The sequence below is a fragment of the Thioalkalivibrio sp. ALE25 genome (genome assembly GCF_000377285.1).
Lineage (GTDB): Bacteria > Pseudomonadota > Gammaproteobacteria > Ectothiorhodospirales > Ectothiorhodospiraceae > Thioalkalivibrio.
Genome location: NZ_KB897930.1, coordinates 50951 through 67545, shown reverse-complemented (window position 1 = coordinate 67545; position 16595 = coordinate 50951). Strand labels below are relative to the sequence as shown.

Here is a 16595-nt window from a genome sequence, read left to right as displayed (position 1 = left end):
CATCGCCCTCCAAAGGAAGAGTTGGCGGGGCCGATTACGTCCGGGGAAAAGAGGCAGAAAACGGCGCCACAGGAAAACGCGCGGCTTGCGAATACGGAGCCAACTGTGGGGGCGTGCGAGAATGTGGTCAGGCAGGACCAGAGACTTAGGGGCACGAAACGCCACTCGGATGACTTCAGGTTCTCTCGGCGTAGTCATCTCGAAGCCGCGCGCTATGAGGAGCCGGCAGCTAGACGCCGGAAGGGTACACTCCGGTCCGAGAGTTCTTCGTAGGTGCCACAATCCGCCAAAGCACCCTGTTCCAGGACGTAGATTCGCGAGCAGGGACGTACCGTGGTCAGGCGGTGCGCGATCAGGATGATGGTCTTTTCACCGGATAGATTGTGCAGAGCTTCCATCACGGCATGCTCCGTCGCGTTGTCGAGAGCACTGGTCGCTTCGTCGAAAAAGAGTACGGCAGGATCGCGATACAAGGCTCTGGCAATGCCGATACGCTGGCGCTGACCACCCGAGAGCCGCGTGCCGCGTTCACCAATGACCGTACTATAGCCAGCCGGCAAATCGCGGGTTACGAATTCGTGCACGTTAGCCAGGCGAGCGGCCTTTTCCACGGCGGCGTGATCGATCTTGTCTTCCGGCACCCCCAGAGCGATATTGCTGGTCACGGTCTGGTCCGCCAAAAAAATGTGTTGCGGCACATAACCGACAGCCGCTTGCCAGTTGCGGATATTCTGCCGAGTAAGGGGTTGGCCGTCGATCTGAACGGTGCCTGCCTGGGGCTCGAGCAATCCCAAGAGCAGGTCGACTAGCGTGCTCTTGCCCGCACCGGACGAACCGACAATGCCCACCGTCGTTTGAGCCGGAATCTCGAGCGAGACTCCATCCAGGGCAGGGCGCACATGCCCCGGATAGTGATAGGTGACATCGACCACCTTGGTCGAACGCTCTGGAACGAGGGGCTCCGGCTGCTCATTGCGCGCAAGCAAAGGGGTGCTCTCCGGACGGGGGCCCAAGTCCTTGAGAATGTTGTCTACGGCGGCCGTACTGAAGCGCAATGATGCCACCTGCTGAAAAATCTTTTGGAAGGCAGGGATCAGTTGGCGTCCAGCAAGAGCATATAGGCCAATGATCGGCAAGGCTTGGGCCAAGCCGCCTTCGCCCGCCATCAGAACGAGAATGAGCAAGAGCACCCCGCCGAAGGCGATGGCCTCGATGGCGTATTGCGGTAGATCCTTAAGCAAGGCGGCATTCGCCTGATGGCTCGCAAAGCGCTTGGAAGGCTGGCGATAACGCTCCAGATAATCGCGCTCCCGGCCAAGAAGGCGAATCTCCTTGGCCCCTGCGAAGGCTTCCGCGGCGGCCGTGAAGCGTTCGCGGTTCGCCTCTACGCGGTCTTCCCCAATGCGGTTTAACCAAGTGCGCGCAACGATGTAAATGGCAGCGTAAACACCGCCGAGGCTGACAGCCACAATCAAGGCGAGCCATGGTTGCGCGATGACCAACAGAGAAATGATAAAAAGAGCCAGGAGCCCCTGGCTTACCAGCCTCAACATGGGCATCAATGCCCCATTGATAGCCTGGGTCGTCTCCTGCAGGACGGTCTTCGCAAGGTCGCCCGAATTGCGGTTGAGGAAGAACGTGAAAGGCCGACTGAGGTAGTCGCCCATCAGGCGCCGCGACAGTTCGTACTGCTGCATGTGGGTGAACCGCGTGATGGCCCATTGGTTCACGGCCTGTAACGCGGTTCCGCTCACGAAGAGCACAAACGCCGCCACACCCAGGAAATGGAGAAAGCTGCCAGTGGACTCGAAGCCAAGCCATTCGTAGGCGAGGCGCAACATCTCGTTGTCGTGGACCATGTTCGGGTCGGACAGCACCGCCAGGAACGGCATGACCGAGGCAATGCCCGCGGTCTGCATGAAGGCCGTGACGATCATGAGAATCACCAGAAGTCCGACCTTCCCGCGATCGCGGGGGTCCAGCAGGGCATTCAGCTTGCGCAGGGTTTGCAGCATGGTTTCGCCGACCCGGATCCTTCATGCGAGGGGCCTGGGCGGCCCCCGGGGGAACCGCCATCAGGCAGCCGTTAGCCAAGCCTGGCGGCTGGCTTCTCGTTTCGATTGTACGAGATGAGGTGATCACCGATGCTCTTGTTGACGGCACCGTGGACGCGCGAGCGCACAACGGCGCGAACGGATGTCCAGTGCGGGCCGACCGGAAGGTCCCGGAAGCCGCGTCGGCAAAGGGTTTTGGAGCAGATCGAGGGCCGCAGCCATGCCAAACGCCAGGCTAACGAGGGGTGTTCTGACCGGCTTCCTGCGCTCGGCGGAACGATTTCCCGACCGACCTGCGCTGGACGTGGAAGGCCACGTGTTCACCTACCTCGAGCTATTCGAAGCGGGGGCGAATGTCGGTCATGCGCTGCAACAGGCCCTGAGTGCAAGCGAACCAGATCGGGTCGGCGTACTGGCGCAGCGGTCGCTGCCGATGTACCAGGGCATCCTGGGCACCCTGATGGCCGGCCAGACGCTGGTCCCGTTGAACCCGGGCTTTCCTACGGAACGCACGCTCGCCATGGCCGAGCAAGCCGATCTGTCGGCGCTGCTGGTGGATCATCAGGGGCTGGAGCGGCTCGATGAATTGCTGGGGGCATTCTCCCGCCCGCTCGTGATCCTGCTGCCCGATGCAGAGCGGCTGGACGAGCTCCAGGCGCGCTGGCCCAGGCACGACTTTCGGGTGGCCGGAGACGCCGCTCGACCCACGGACTGGGTACCGGCGGCCGTATCACCGGACGACCTGGCCTGCCTCTTCTTCACCTCGGGCAGCACGGGCATACCCAAGGGCGTTGGCGTGCTGCATCGCAACGTGGCCCGGTTTGTAGAGATGTCGCTGGAGCGGTACCGGGACTTCGGCATCAACGAGACCGACCGCTTCTCGCAGTTCTACGACATCACCTTCGACTCGTCGATGTTCGATCTGTACGTCTCGTGGGCCTTTGGCGCTTGCCTGTGCTGCCCGTCCGCGAAGGAGTGGTTCAATCCCAACCGCTACATTGCGGACAAGGCGCTTACGGTGATCGACATCACCCCCTCGGCCGGGCACGGGATGAACCGTCGCAACGGCTGGGCGCCGGGGCGTTTCCCGGACCTGCGCCTGTGCCGCTTTGGCGGCGAGGCCCTGTCGGCGGAACTGGCCGAGGCGATGGCCGTTGCCGCGCCCAACGCCTGGATCGACAACGCCTACGGCCCTACCGAGTGCACGGTGGATGCCTGTTTCTATCGCTGGGACGCGGAGCAATCGCCGGCCGAGTGCGAACATGGAATGGTCCCGATCGGCTATCCGGGCAACCAGGTGGAACTGCGGGTGGCGGACGAGGCCCTGCAGGAGGTGCCGGTCGGGTCCGAGGGCGAATTACTGATCAGCGGCCCCCAGGTGACCCCCGGCTACTGGAAGGATCCTGAGCGCACGGCGCAGGCATTCGTGCACCTGGAGGACGGTCGCGTGCACTACCGGACCGGCGATCTGGTGCGCCGCCCGGGCCCGGGCGAGCCGATCATTTTCCTCGGGCGCCTGGACCATCAGATCAAGATCGGCGGGGTACGCATCGAGCTCGGCGAGGTAGAGGCGGCGCTGCGCGAGGCCGCCGGCACGGACCAGGCGGTGGCCGTCGGATGGCCGCGAACGGAAAGCGGCGCCTCCGGGATCGTGGCCTTCGTGGTCGCAGAAGGCGCCGACGAAGCAGCCCTGCGCGATCGGCTGCGCCAGCGCCTGCCCGCCGTGATGGTCCCGCGAACCATCCACTCGCTGGAGAGCCTGCCACTGAACGCGAACGGCAAGGTCGACCGCAAGGCGCTGATTTCGGGCCTTGAGGTGGCTGCATCACGGTAAGAGCGCACGACTACGCGGTCACCACGCCCGGGACCGCAAGATATGTGTGCCGCAAATGCGAGACCTCGAAGCCCTTGCGGAGGTGGTTTTTATAGGACTGGTCCGGTTTGTCCGCTGTCCCCACGGCGGTATCGGTGATCACCGAAGTACAACCATGGAGGGACGCATCTCTGAGACGTGCGGAAACCAGGGCCCCGTGCAACCCTCGCCCTCGATAGTCCGGGTGGGTCGCTGCCCAGCCGGTCCAGGCCACCCCATCTCCCAGATACACCAGACCGGTTGCCACAACCTTCCCTTCATCGAGTGCCAGCCACTGGCGCCACTTCGGAGAATACGGAAGCGCTGCCAGAAGTGCCGTTACCTCCTCGGGAACGGAGAAGGTTTGCGCGGCCAATGCGGCGCCTGCATCGTTGTCTTCTGGCTGCCAGGGGCGAATCTCGAGGTCGGTTGTGACCTCGGGAACATCGTGGGTGGAGCGCACCAGAACCGCCGAAGGCGCACCACGGCGAATCCTGCGATCCCGCAACCATTGGGGGATGGGCTCGGGGCGGGCATGCGGGCTGAGCTCCACTGCCCAAGGAAGCTCATGCGGCGCGTACAGGGCCGCGAGTTCGTCAATATAGTCTTCGCTTGCCGGCTCCGCGACACCCAGTGCCAGCACCCGGTTAAAAACCAGGATCTTCTTCAGCCCCGGCGCAACGAGCGCGAGGCCCGAGCGACTACGAACGGCCCGAAAACCCGGAATGCCTGCGGTTTCGGCCACCCTCATCATGCTCTCGTAGGCTTCGGCCTCGATCAGCTCGGCCTGTTCGGGAGTGGGTTCCGCATTCATGGGACACCTCCTTGGATCGGCGACGGTTCGCCGGAGAAAACGTTCTTCTATCGAGTGAAATCTCTCAATCGCCCCCGGACGATTCGGAGCGCAGCCATCCAGTCATTCAGTGGGCCTTGCGACCGACACTTTTCCAGGCGCTCAGGGCAAGATACGCCCAGGCAGAAGCGGACCAGGGATACCGGAGAGCCGACTGACGAAAAGACCGCAGTGCCAGTCTCGGGTCCCCCTCCCAGTAGTGGTGATAGCCGAAACTGAAGCATGTCTGCGCAAGTCGCCGACGGATTGCACCGAGCGATGTCTTCTCTCCGCGCGGACCAAGCCGCCCCCAACGACGCAGCGCCTTGCGGACCACCTCGTATTCATAGTTCGTATCGGGATACTTGGTAATACAGCCTTCGCCATGCAGGCGGTACAGGGCGGTCACGAGGTTCAACTGGTGGATTTCGGTCAGTCTCGAAGCCCGCAGCCAGTAATCGTAGTCCTGACCCCTCTTGAGTTCGGGGTCGAACTGTCCAACGCGTTCGACCAGATCGCGCCGCATCATCACCGTAATGGTATGGGGGAGCGAACCGAAGAGCAGACGGTTGTACAACCAGCCGGATCCGCGCTCCACAAGCGATTTCCCATCGGGGTTCTTCGGGTGCACGCCCTCGGCTGAATCGGGTTTCAGAAACGTCCCGGATGGATCGGGCTTCCAGTTATGCCAGGCCGTGAAGGTCATCCCGATCTGGGGATGCTGGTCCATGTAGCCCACCTGCGCCGCGAGCTTTCCCGGCAACCAGACATCGTCGGAATCGATGAACGCGATGTAGTCGCCGGAGGCGGCGGCGATGCCCGCATTGCGGGCCACGGCCGCGCCCTGGTTCTGCTGGGTCAACAGCGTCAGGCGGTCGCCATATGCGCGCAGGACCTCGATCGTCCCGTCGGTCGAGCCGTCGTCCACCACGATCAACTCGACGCTGGGATAATCCTGGTCCAGAACACTGTCAACGGACTCGGCAATGTATGCGGCCGTGTTGTAGGCCGGCATGATGACCGACACCAGCGGCTTCTCGGGGTCCCGCGTTGTCATGGTTCTGTGCCTGTCACCGGAAGGCCGCGTACCCAGTCATCGGTCCAGTTCGCCACCTGATCGCGCCACTCGCGTCGGGAGAAGGTGTGGTTCGCGTCGGGCAGCTCCTGCAGGGTTACCCGCGACTCCTGTAGCAACCCATTCCAGACGGGCGCGTTGGTCGCCACATCGCGAAACTCGGCGGCGGTCAGGTCGTCGCCACTCAGGATCACGAGGATCGGCCCCTGAAAGCGTTTCCAGCCCGCAGCCATCCGCTCCGGCAGGGGGCCATGGTCCGTGTCGGGACCCGTGTCGTGCGCACTCGAACCGGTAGCCCGCGGACGCAGGGCGGCCCTGGCCATGCCCGCGAGGGATTTCGCGGAGTTCCATGGGTTCAGTCGCCCACGCAGAGCCCCGGTCCAGAAATCGCGACTGGCCAGACGCTGAAGGTAGTATGTCCTCAAGTAGGCCCGCGCCAGCCCGTCACTGGTTCGCACCCAGGGATTCACCAGGGCCAGGCCTGCCACCCGGTCATCCCGCCAGGCATAGAACAGGCCGGCCGAAGCGGCGCCACAAAGCCCCCAAATCACGACCTCGCGCATCTCCGGCGCCTCGGCCGAAAAGGTATCCATCGCCGCCCGCATGTCGTCATGGACCTCCTTGAACGTCCGCTGACGACCGGAAGAGTCCCCCATGCCGCGAAAGTCGAAGCGGAACACGGGTATCCCCTGCGCCGCCAGGTGGCGCGCGAGCAGCAGGAACTGGCGGTGACTGCCCACTCGGTACTGCGGCCCGCCCACCGCGATCAGCACACCACGCCGGGCGCCCTCCGCGCCGGGGTGCAGGATACCCAGCAGTTCCTCCTCCCCCACCCGGAAGACAACGGCGCGCTCGCTCATGCCAGGGCCTCCAGGCGCTGCGTGGTCGCCTCCAGCAATTGCGGCACCTCGATGATGTCCTGGGTGGACCAGAAGGCGTCGCCACCCACGACCGTTGCGGTTACGGCCGCCTCATCTTCGCGCCAGCGCTCGATCAGGCGTTCGGCCGCCGGCGGCAGCGGGGCATCGTCCTGTGCTGCGATGTCGAGCCAGGCGACGGATGCCGCGCGGGGCTGCTCCAGGCGGGCGGTGGCAAGGCGCTCGGCGAGGGTGGGCGCAAGCGTGTAGCCCGCCACCTCCAGTGCTTCGCCATCCCGCAGCCGCGAGCGCAGATCAGCGGTGGATTCCTTCTGCCCGCCCATCATCCCGGCGGCCATGCGCAGGCGGAGGAACTGGGTCAGGTGCTGTTCGCCATTGGTGACGGGCGCCCAGTAGATCGCGGCGGCGGCCTGTTCGGCACGCGCGGCCAGGAAATCGCCCGCCAGCAGACAGCCTGCGCGCAAGCCCCAGACCAGAAGGGGGGCCGGGCAGCCGGCCTCGAGGTGGTCATTACAGCGGGCAAGGTCGTCCAGCCACAGGTCCCAGTCGGCATCGCCGAAGTCGCCGCCACTGTCGCCGCATCCGTAGAGATCCGGGATCAGCACGGCATACCCGGCCTGCGCCATGCGGCGAGCCTGCAGGTTCACCATGCGGCGGGACTTGTTGAGCTCTTCGGCAAACGGCGGGAAAAACAGCACACGACCACGGACGGAAGGGCCTTCCGGTCGATGCAGCACATGGAACACCGGTCCGGCCTTGCCCTCCAGGAACCCGGCTTCCATGACCGAGTTAGTCGAGCTTGGCGTCGATGAAATCAGCGAGGGTGCCGACGGTCTCGAAGGTCTCGGCGCTGACGTCGTCGTCATCGATCACGATGTCGAAGTGGCTCTCGATCGCGGTGATCAGCGAGACCACTGCCATGGAGTCCAGCTCGGGGACACCGCCCAGCAGCGTGGTGTTGCGGTCGAACTGCTGAGCGCGTCCGTTCAGGCTCAGGGCACTGTCCAGCAGATTCCGGGTGTGATCGAGGGTCGACATATAAAGGTTCCTGATGGCGGGTATCCGTGCCCGGCCGGGGATGCGGGTTACCCGGCAGGTTACCGTATCTGCACAGGCTGTCCAGATCGTCACTGACAGGCCGCGGGTCCCGCGTGATCGGCTCGTTAACCCCCTGCACCCGGCCCGCCTTCGAACGCCCGACCCCGGACGTAGAATAATGACCCATACGGCACGGATTGCCGGGCCCACGCCCGGGTGCGTACATCAACCAGCGTTTCCCTGGACCGACCAGGCAACAGGCGGACGGATGGCGGGACTTTGTGGATGGTTCGCGGTCAATGCCGCATCCCCGGGCGACGCCCTCGAGGCCCAGGGAGCGGCCCTCACGGGGGTCCCCGGGGCACCTGAATGCCGGTGCACGAACCGTCTGGGTGGCTGCCTTGTACGGGGCGGCTGGACCGCGCAGGAAGGGGACGTCATCGCCGCGATCACCGGCCACCCGCAATGGCGCAAACTCGCGCTGGCGGAGTGTGCGCGCGAACGCGACCCCGCGCAGGCTCTGCTGGAGGCCTGGCGGCAACAGGGCAGCGGCCTGTTCGAACAGATAACCGGCGACTTCGCGCTGGTCATCGTGGATGCAGGCCAGGGGCACCTGGTAGCCGGCACCGATCGTCTGGGCCAGACGCCTTTGCACTTTGCACGGTTGAATGGCGGCGTAGCCTTCGGCACCACCGCGGGGAGCGTGATTTCCCATCCAGCGGTCGCCACCGAGGTGACCCGCGAGGGGCTCTACCACTACTGCTTCTTCCACATGCTGCCAGCCCCGGTCAGTCTGTTCGCCGGGCTGGAAAAGCTGCCCGCCGCGCATCGCCTGATCCACAACGGCGACCGGGCCGAAGTGAACGCCTACTGGCGCCCCGTCTTCGCGGAGGACGGCAGCGCCGCGCCGGTAGCGCTGGAACAGGAGCTGCGCGACCGGATCCAGACGGCGGTGGACCGGCGCGCGGATGGCCCGCGAACCGGCGCTTTCCTGAGTGGCGGCCTGGACAGCTCCACGGTCGCGGGCATGCTCGCCGGCATCCAGCCCGGGGCCGACAGCTTCAGCATTGGCTTTAACGCCCCCGGCTACGACGAGATGGAGTACGCGCGCATCGCCGCGCAGCACTTCGGCACCCAGGCACACGAGTACTACGTAACTCCCGAGGATGTCGTCGAGGCGGTACCCCGGATCGCCGCTAGCTACGACGAGCCCTTCGGCAATTCCTCGGCGCTGCCAGCCTATTTTTGCGCGCGCATGGCCAAAGACGCCGGCATGACCCGGCTGCTCGCCGGCGACGGGGGCGACGAGCTGTTCGCCGGGAATGCGCGGTACGCCAAGCAGGGCGTGTTCGAGCACTGGGGACGCATCCCCGCGCCTTTGCGGCGAAATCTGCTTGATCCTCTGTTTACCCGCCTTCCGCGCGCGCTCCCCGTGGTCGGCAAGGCGCGCAGCTATGTGGAACAGGCGCGCATCCCGCTGCCGGACCGGCTGGAGACCTACAACTACCTGCACCGGCTGTCACAGGAATCGATGTTTACGCCGGACTTCCTCGCGGGGCTGGATCGTGAAGCGCCATGGGAACTCATGCGCCGGATCTATACGCAGCCGGAGGATGCCTCCACGCTGAATCGCATGATGTATCTGGACTGGCAGCAGACGCTGGCCGACAACGACCTGCGCAAGGTGACCGGCATGTGCCAGCTCGCCGGGGTTGATGTGACCTTCCCTATGCTGGACGACGACTTGGTCGAGTTTTCCTGCCGCGTGCCGTCCGCGTTGAAGCTGAAGAAAGGACGCCTGCGCCACTTCTACAAAGAGGCGTTCACCGGCTTTCTGCCGGAGGCGATCATCGACAAGAAGAAGCATGGCTTCGGCCTGCCGTTCGGGGTGTGGATGCAGGAACACGCGCCGCTACAGGAACTGGCCTACGACAGCCTGCTGCGGTTGAAGGGACGCGATTTCCTGCGCGACGACTTCATCGACGAACTGATCCGCCTGCATCGCGAGGAACACGCGGCGTATTACGGCGAACTGGTGTGGATCCTGATGATGCTGGACCTCTGGCTGGAGTCGCACCCCGCGGCCCGCTAGCCGCCTGCGCTCGCTATTTGTTCACCACGAAGGGCACGAAGGCACGAAGAGGGGCAAGGTCAAGGGCGATTGCACCACGGAGGACACAGAGGGCACGGGGAAGGGCTGGATTAAGGTGGGTAGGTCTGGTGATCGCGTCCTGTATGGCACTGTCCGGCACCGGGGTGTCGCAGGCATGCTGTAAAGACAGCACAAGAATTTCTTCGTGCCTTCGTGCGCTTCGTGGTGAACCCGGTCTTTTCCCTCTGCGCACTCCGTGCACTCTGTGGTGAAACAACCTCTTCAGGGCACCTGATTAGCAACGAGAGCCAGCCAGTCGCAGGAACCAGACGGGCTGTCTGCCATTAATCGTAAACCTCTTTCCGGTGTCCAATCCGCACAACCAGCACCACCAATGACTCGTCACGCAACTCGCAGATCACACGGTAATCCCCAACCCGATAACGCCATAGCTGAGTCAATCTCCCCTTGAGCGGTTTACCCAGCTCTCTCGGATCATCCAGATGGGCTACACGCTCCTCCAGATACTGGCGTATGCGCTGGCGGGCCTTCCGGTCGAGTTTCTGCACCGCCTTTCGGGTGGAATGAGCGTACTCAATCCTCCAGGCCACGCCAGAACTCCTGGGAGCTGCTTACCTCTTCCTCGCCGCTCCGGATACGTTCCAGCGTCTGTTCGGCCAGGTAGATGTCCTCCAGGTCTTCCAGGTGCTCCTCGATGGCTTCACGGATGTAGTATGTGGTCGTGCGGCCCGTCTTTTCGGCCAGAGCTTTCAGACGCCCATACGTCTCTTTCGGGAGCCGGACAGCCGTTTGACGGGTATCTCCTGTACGTATGGTCATAATGTAATATCCGGTGGTATGCGCGCATACCATAGTACATCACATGCCTAGGTGTGTTCACCACGAAGCGCACGAAGGCACGAAGAAGAGCTAGACCAGGGTTGGTAGGTCTGGTGATCGCGTCCTGTCTGGAGCTGTCCGGCATCGGGGCGTCCCAGACATGCTGTAACGACAGCAAAAGAATTTCTTCGTGCCTTCGTGTGCTTCGTGGTGAATTCAATCCCTTCAGGCCAAGGGCGAGTCACAGGAAGATGGAAGAGTGGGAAGGCTCTGGACGGAAAGACACTTTCATCCGGGCCGCAGCACACCACTGTCGTCATCCCGGCCGCAGCGAAGCGGAGAGCCGGGATATCCGCAGACCATGGCACCCACGCTACCCTCTGCTCCGCCCTTTTCCGGCATTGGCATAGCATGAAAAACGAGCAGTATCGGGTCTGCTTTGCCTGGACAGACGCCGGGCCCGACCAGGTCGAAATCACGGATTACCACTGAGGCAGAATCATGGTCCGCATCCCTACCCACCGACAGCCGACTCACCCCGGTGAAATGCTGGCGAAAGAGTTCCTGGAGCCGATGCACATCTCCCAGCGCCAACTGGCTGATGCGCTCCATGTTCCGTATCAGCGCATCAACGAGCTGGTGAACCAGAAGCGCGGCATTACCCCAAGCACGGCGCTGCGTCTGGCACGCTTTTTCGGCATGTCGCCCGACTTCTGGTTGAACCTTCAGGTGCGCTGGGATTTATTCAAAGCGCAGCAGTCGGAACAGGCCGATCTGGAACAAATCCGCGAATTCAGTTCGTGGAAACAGACTGCCTGAGCCAGGTTCGCCGCAAGGGCGGGTCACAGGAAGACGAGAAGAGCGGGAAAGCTCTGGATGAAAAGACACAGTCATCCCCGCCACAGCGCACCACCACCGTCATCCCGGCCGCAGCGAAGCGGAGAGCCGAGATGACATCTGGGCGGCGGAGTGCGGACTCAGGTCCTTGTGGGCTCCGGTGGTCGCCTGCATCCGCCGCGCTGGGGTTACCCCGATCACCCGGCATGCCCCGTCACCACCCTCACAAATCTTCCCTTCTTCCCGCGCTTCCTGTGAACAAGCTCGTCTTCGTGCCTTCGTGAGCTTCGTGGTGAACCCGATCTTTCCCCTCTGTGTGCTCCGTGTCCTCTGTGGTGAAAACGCCCTGGCCTTATTCAGTGGGCTGGCGGTTGTGCGGAATGGGCGGAGCGCAGAGCATCCACCAGTATCGGGATGCGGGCTTCCCAGCGGTTCTCGCGGGCGTAGGCCTGGATCGCGGCGTGGTCCCAGTCCGTTGTCAGTGCTTCTTCTATCGCGTCGCGCAGGGCATCGCCATCGCCCAGCTCGACCAGTGTGCCCAGTGCATCCGAACAGATCACTTCCGGGTTGCCCCCCACGCGCGTGGTCACCGTGGGCAGGCCGCAGGCGGCCGCCTCGAGGAAGACGTTCGCCCAGCCCTCGAAGCGGGTGGCCAGCACGAACACATCGGCGGCAGAGTAGTAGAACCGCAGACGTTCCGGTGCCGTGGCGCCGGTGAAGTGCACGTGATCCTGCACGCCCTGCTCACGCGCGAGCCCCTCCAGCCAGGCCTGGCCATTGCCGTCCGGTCCACCACCACCGACGCAGAGGTAATGGAGGTTGGGAAAACGCCGTAACAAGGCCGGCATCTGCTCAATCACCCGATGGAAACCCTTGCGCTCGTTCAGCCCGCCGACGGTGATCAGGACCTTTGCGTCCTCCGGGAGGCGCAGTTCCTGGCGGCAGGTCGCCCGGTCCTCGGGGTAGAAGTAGTCCAGGTTGATGCCATTGGGCATCACCTGCACCTGATTCTCGGCAATGCCCATGTCCAGCGCGACGCGGCGCAGGTCGCCGGAGACGGAGAACACGCGGGCGGCGGCATGCATCGCGCGCGCGGACATCCAGCGGCACAGACGCGTGCGGGAGATGCGTAGGATCGTCCCGCGCAGAGTGATGGTGCGGGTCAGATTCAGCCAGCGCCCCAGCAGCCAGGCCGCCACGCCATCCGGGTAGATGAAGTGGGCATCGATCCCGGTAATGTCCTGGTCCCGCTTGAGCTGCCGCACCAGCCGCAGGAGGCTGAGCGCAAGTAATGGCCCGTCGGTCCACTTCATGATGCCGGGGATGCAGAGGAACCGCGGGTGGTAGACATCGATCCCGTCCTGCACCTCGTGACAGGGCACCGGGGGCCGGTAGTGCGGATTCCAGAAACGGCGGATCAGTCCCTGACCGGGAAACCAGGCAACCGGTGCGACCACCACCAGCGGGATGTGGCGCGCCACGCGGAACATGCGCTCGCGCACAAATAACCCGTAGGTGGGCTGCACGGCATTGGGGAACACCCGCGACAGGACGAGGAGCTTCATGCCGTATCCCGTGCCGACGCATCCGCCGGGCAGACGCTGGCGATCACATGTCGCGCATTGGCCTGCCAGGTATAGCCGCGCTCCTCCACCAGGGTCGCGGCCTGACGACCCAGCCGCACGCGGGCCGCATCGTCCGCCAGCAAGGCATCCAGGCGCTCGGCGAGAGCACCCCAGTCGCGCGGCGGGAACAACAGGGCGCTAGAGTCGTGGCGCACCACTTCCCGGATGTTCGGTTTGTCCGGAGCGACCACCGCTCGACCCAGCGCCAGATACTCGAACAGCTTGATCGGGGATGCGTAGTCGGTGACATCCGGCTGTACGGCGATATCCAGCGCCGCGATATGGGTCGGGATGGCGACGCGCTCCACCGGCCCGGTGAAATGGACGCGTTCGGCAAGGTCCAGATCCACTACCAGCTTCTGGAGAGCAGGAACGGCGGGGCCATCCCCCACAATGAGCAGGTGCAGGCTGGGGTGCACACCCGTTAGCGCCGCGCAGGCGTGGATCAGCCCGTCCACGCCGTGCCAGGGCCGGATCCACCCGACAAAACCCACCACCCGGGCATCCGCGGGTACGTAACGCTCGCGTACGGAACGACCGTCCACCTGGGGGTTGAAACGGGCCCCGTCCACGCCATTGGGCATCACCATCAGGCGTTCGCGCGGGACGCCACGCGCGGCAAAGATATCTGCCATGGCCTGGGTGACGACGATGGTGCGGGTGGCACTGCGGCAAAGCCAGTCCTCGATGCGCTGGGCCAGCCGCCGCAACACGAGATCCCCGTGCGTTTGCAGTTCCAGGCTGAGCGGGGCGTTCACCTCCAGCACGAGAGGACGCCGGGTCAGCCAGGCCACCAGCCGACCGGAAAAGCTGAACAGGCTGTAGCGCTCGTAGATGAAGGCCGGCCGGTGGCGCAGCACCGCCCACAGCAACAATACGAAGGCGGGCCCGTTGTAGGCCAGCGAAAGCAGTTCGTAGAACCAGAAGGGGATCGGCACGCCCTTCAGCGTGGGCCTCGCATCCCCGTCCCCTTCCTCGTTCCTGGCGGGCACTGGCGTATTGCTCGCCTCGGCCCTGCGCTGCAGGGGCGCCACCATGTGGACCTCATGGCCCAGCTCACGGAAGGCGTCGCACAGGGACTGGATATGAATGCCCTGGGCATCCTCGCCGCGAGTGCGATGGTGGTAAAGGATCTTCACGTCTCCAGCGCCTCGCTCTCGACCCAGCGATACTTGCCCGAAGGCGACGGCGCGATGGACTCGACCAGCTCCAGGCGCACAGGCACATCGGCATGCAGGATGCGGTGCATCCCTTCGGTAACCGTGCGGGTCTGCGCCTCGCCCCAGGCGCCATTGGCGATCACCTCGATATCGAGGGAGAGGTCCGCACGCTGCACCAGCCGGTACTGAGCAACCTGCGGCAACTCGCGCATCACGTAGTTGGCGGCAGAGCCGTGGACCCGCCGCCCCTCGGCGCCCACCAGGAAGTCATTGCGCCGCCCTTCCAGGCGATCGAGCGTCGGCAACAGCGAGCCGCAGGGGCAGGTACCGGCCTCGCCCAGCCGGCCGCGGTCGCCGACGCGATAGCGCACGAACGGCATCGCATACCCGTCGAGGTTGGTGACAAGCAGATCGCCGATCCCGTCGGCGTCCGGTTCGTCGACCTCCACGTGCACGTGTTCGCTCGCGATATGCAGGCGACCGTGCGGGCATTCGTGGGCGATCAGTCCCGCATCGCGCGATCCGTATTCGTTGGCGACCGGACACTGCAGGATCTCGCCAATGGTGTCGCGCACCTGCGGATACAGCATCTCGGAAGTACACACCACGGCCTGAGGCCGCCAGCCACGCGCGAGTTCCGGGTGCTCGCGCAGGGTCTGCGCGACACGCACGATCACGGTGGGGTAGCCATAGACCAGGCGCGGTCGAAAGCGCCCGAGGAACCCGGCATAGGCGCGCAGACGCTCGGGGGTGAGATCGTGGGCCGAGAGCACGACCTGGTTCAGGAGGTAGCGATCCTTGATCACGCGCAGGCGCGACGCCTTGCCGAGCTCGATGGGGGAACCCCAGAAGTCGACCTGACGATCGCCCGGACGGATGCCGAACCAGCCCCGAAACCGGAGCTTCTGCGCGTTATGGCGCGCCTCCTTGACGCGATCCGTCCAGAAAACCAGGGGCCGCCCGGTCGAGCCCCCGGTACTGGAGGGCAATAACGGCCCCGTAGCGTTGTCGGCCACCAGGGCACGCCCGTTCTCGCGCACAGTATCGCGTTCGAGAATCGGAAAATCCTCCAACTCGGGAGCACGGCCTGCCAGGGCTTCCCGGTACCAGGGCACGTGCTCCGCGCAATGCGCCACCAGGGCCTCTATGCGTGATTGATGCAAGCGCCCGAGAGCGGCGGCCCCGGCCTGCTCGCCTCGCTGCAGGGCCTGCAGGTAGGACGCCGTTTCACGCCCACGCAGCCGTTCGTGCAGCGGCCAGAGCACCCGCCCCGCCAGCCGTTGCGGCATGCGCAGCGGCCAGTCGGGCTGGGGCAGCAACGGCGCCGCGCTTGCATGAGCGCCTGGCATGGATGGGTCAGTCATCCGTCGGGTCGGTCTTGGCACTTCTCGCCAGGATGCTTTTCGGCAACTAGCCAGAAGCCCAGGCAGCGCAACGTTTCGTCATCCAGATCGCGAAAAGGTTTGGCCAGGTACGGGCGGACCGCATCAATGTCTTCTTGATCCGCATGAGCCGTAGGCTCAAGGATTCGGGTCGTCAATCCCGAATTGGCCAGAGCCTGAACATAGCGATCCAGTCGAAGGCGGTTCGGGACACCCTTGCCTTCATACATGAGATTCCAGAGAAGGGGAGGCCAAGTCAGAAAATCCAGAGGATTTTCGCGATGCAGGCCATGGCTCTTGAGGTCCACCTGATGGATTGCCACCCCATCCCACTTTAGAGCCCTGGCCATGTCGTCAAAAGTGGCGTCCAGATCATTCACGTGCTCGAGTACAGCACGGGAATAAACAAGATCGATGCTATCTGTCAGGCCCGACAATCCGTCTTTCGTTACCCGGTACTCAAGACATTCCGGCTTGAAACCTGATGCAGGATCGCCCGCCCGAACAAAACACGCTTCCCCCCGTTGTCGGACTTCGCCATCCAGGCCATCAAGAATTTCCTGCAAAACCGCTACCTGAAACGGGGATCTTTGATCGAGCGAAAACCGATCGACACAAAAAACCTTGCGGGCGCCGTGGGCCAACATCAGGAGACTGACACCGGGAACATCTCCAGGGCCATACTCCAGCAGGACGCGGCCGTCGAGCCACTCCCTTGCGGAGTCCAGATTCAAGTCCAGCTTCTGGAAGTACGCCTCAAAGCAGTTTCGGAAATAGGCAGCAACCGATTCGGGAGTTTCTTTCTTCTGTCCTCGGCCGGTTTCCCCTATCAACCGCACATACAAGCGCGGCGCCCCCCTTGCGAGAAGATTACTCAGAATCGCTCTGGAGGCACGTTTGGCATCTGCGACCGGTCGACGTCCGTACATT

General features: G+C 64.0%; 15 protein-coding genes. 3 read left to right on the top strand and 12 right to left on the bottom strand.

The genetic code is table 11. From position 1 onward, the window contains the following. Window positions 1-212: 212 nt before the first annotated feature. The gene (locus C996_RS0106415) at window positions 213-2015 is read right to left on the bottom strand and encodes an ABC transporter ATP-binding protein (protein WP_018866628.1); all 1803 of its coding nucleotides are present in this window, start codon (window positions 2013-2015) and stop codon (window positions 213-215) included. Window positions 2016-2274: 259 nt separating this feature from the next. Here C996_RS0106415 and C996_RS0106410 point away from each other — a divergent pair, with 259 nt between their 5' ends. After that, the gene (locus C996_RS0106410; RefSeq protein ID WP_026279227.1) at window positions 2275-3888 is read left to right on the top strand and encodes an amino acid adenylation domain-containing protein; all 1614 of its coding nucleotides are present in this window, start codon (window positions 2275-2277) and stop codon (window positions 3886-3888) included. A gap of 10 nt (window positions 3889-3898) precedes the next feature. Here C996_RS0106410 and C996_RS0106405 read toward each other — a convergent pair whose 3' ends face one another. From C996_RS0106405 to C996_RS0106385, 5 genes are all read right to left on the bottom strand, one after another. Next, window positions 3899-4720: a GNAT family N-acetyltransferase gene (locus C996_RS0106405; RefSeq protein ID WP_018866626.1), complete on the bottom strand. Its 822-nt coding sequence runs from the start codon at window positions 4718-4720 to the stop codon at window positions 3899-3901. A gap of 106 nt (window positions 4721-4826) precedes the next feature. After that, window positions 4827-5795, bottom strand: coding sequence for a glycosyltransferase (locus C996_RS0106400; protein ID WP_018866625.1), 969 nt, complete (start codon window positions 5793-5795; stop codon window positions 4827-4829). Beyond that, window positions 5792-6673, bottom strand: coding sequence for a hydrolase 1, exosortase A system-associated (locus C996_RS0106395; protein ID WP_018866624.1), 882 nt, complete (start codon window positions 6671-6673; stop codon window positions 5792-5794). Before C996_RS0106395 ends, C996_RS0106400 begins: the two co-directional genes overlap by 4 nt. After that, entirely contained in the window at window positions 6670-7473 is an 804-nt protein-coding gene (locus C996_RS0106390) for a hydrolase 2, exosortase A system-associated (protein ID WP_018866623.1), read from the bottom strand. The genes C996_RS0106395 and C996_RS0106390 overlap by 4 nt, the downstream gene beginning before the upstream one ends. A gap of 7 nt (window positions 7474-7480) precedes the next feature. After that, on the bottom strand, window positions 7481-7729 hold the full coding sequence (locus tag C996_RS0106385; RefSeq protein WP_017941958.1) for a phosphopantetheine-binding protein: 249 nt from the start codon (window positions 7727-7729) through the stop codon (window positions 7481-7483). A gap of 268 nt (window positions 7730-7997) precedes the next feature. Between C996_RS0106385 and C996_RS0106380 the strand changes: the two genes are divergently transcribed. Next, the gene (locus C996_RS0106380) at window positions 7998-9821 is read left to right on the top strand and encodes an asparagine synthetase B (RefSeq protein WP_018866622.1); all 1824 of its coding nucleotides are present in this window, start codon (window positions 7998-8000) and stop codon (window positions 9819-9821) included. A gap of 344 nt (window positions 9822-10165) precedes the next feature. Here the strand turns inward: C996_RS0106380 and C996_RS0106375 are convergent, their stop codons facing one another. Continuing rightward, window positions 10166-10432, bottom strand: a complete 267-nt coding sequence (locus C996_RS0106375) for a type II toxin-antitoxin system RelE/ParE family toxin (RefSeq protein ID WP_018866621.1) — start codon at window positions 10430-10432, stop codon at window positions 10166-10168. Beyond that, on the bottom strand, window positions 10416-10661 hold the full coding sequence (locus tag C996_RS0106370) for a DUF6290 family protein (protein WP_018866620.1): 246 nt from the start codon (window positions 10659-10661) through the stop codon (window positions 10416-10418). The genes C996_RS0106375 and C996_RS0106370 overlap by 17 nt, the downstream gene beginning before the upstream one ends. A 501-nt stretch (window positions 10662-11162) precedes the next feature. Here C996_RS0106370 and C996_RS0106365 point away from each other — a divergent pair. Then, the gene (locus C996_RS0106365) at window positions 11163-11480 is read left to right on the top strand and encodes a HigA family addiction module antitoxin (protein ID WP_026279226.1); all 318 of its coding nucleotides are present in this window, start codon (window positions 11163-11165) and stop codon (window positions 11478-11480) included. A gap of 374 nt (window positions 11481-11854) precedes the next feature. On the opposite strand, the gene C996_RS0106360 is transcribed toward C996_RS0106365, so the two are convergent. From C996_RS0106360 to C996_RS14165, 4 genes are read right to left on the bottom strand one after another with little or no spacing between them, the layout of a single operon-like run. Then, entirely contained in the window at window positions 11855-13063 is a 1209-nt protein-coding gene (locus tag C996_RS0106360; RefSeq protein WP_018866618.1) for a glycosyltransferase, read from the bottom strand. Further along, a complete protein-coding gene (locus tag C996_RS0106355) occupies window positions 13060-14262 on the bottom strand; it encodes a glycosyltransferase family 4 protein (RefSeq protein WP_018866617.1) in 1203 nt (400 codons plus the stop codon). The genes C996_RS0106360 and C996_RS0106355 overlap by 4 nt, the downstream gene beginning before the upstream one ends. Next, window positions 14259-15602, bottom strand: coding sequence for a phenylacetate--CoA ligase family protein (locus C996_RS0106350; protein ID WP_018866616.1), 1344 nt, complete (start codon window positions 15600-15602; stop codon window positions 14259-14261). Before C996_RS0106350 ends, C996_RS0106355 begins: the two co-directional genes overlap by 4 nt. A gap of 41 nt (window positions 15603-15643) precedes the next feature. Then, entirely contained in the window at window positions 15644-16594 is a 951-nt protein-coding gene (locus C996_RS14165; protein WP_081619363.1) for a class I SAM-dependent methyltransferase, read from the bottom strand. Window position 16595: the final 1 nt, after the last annotated feature.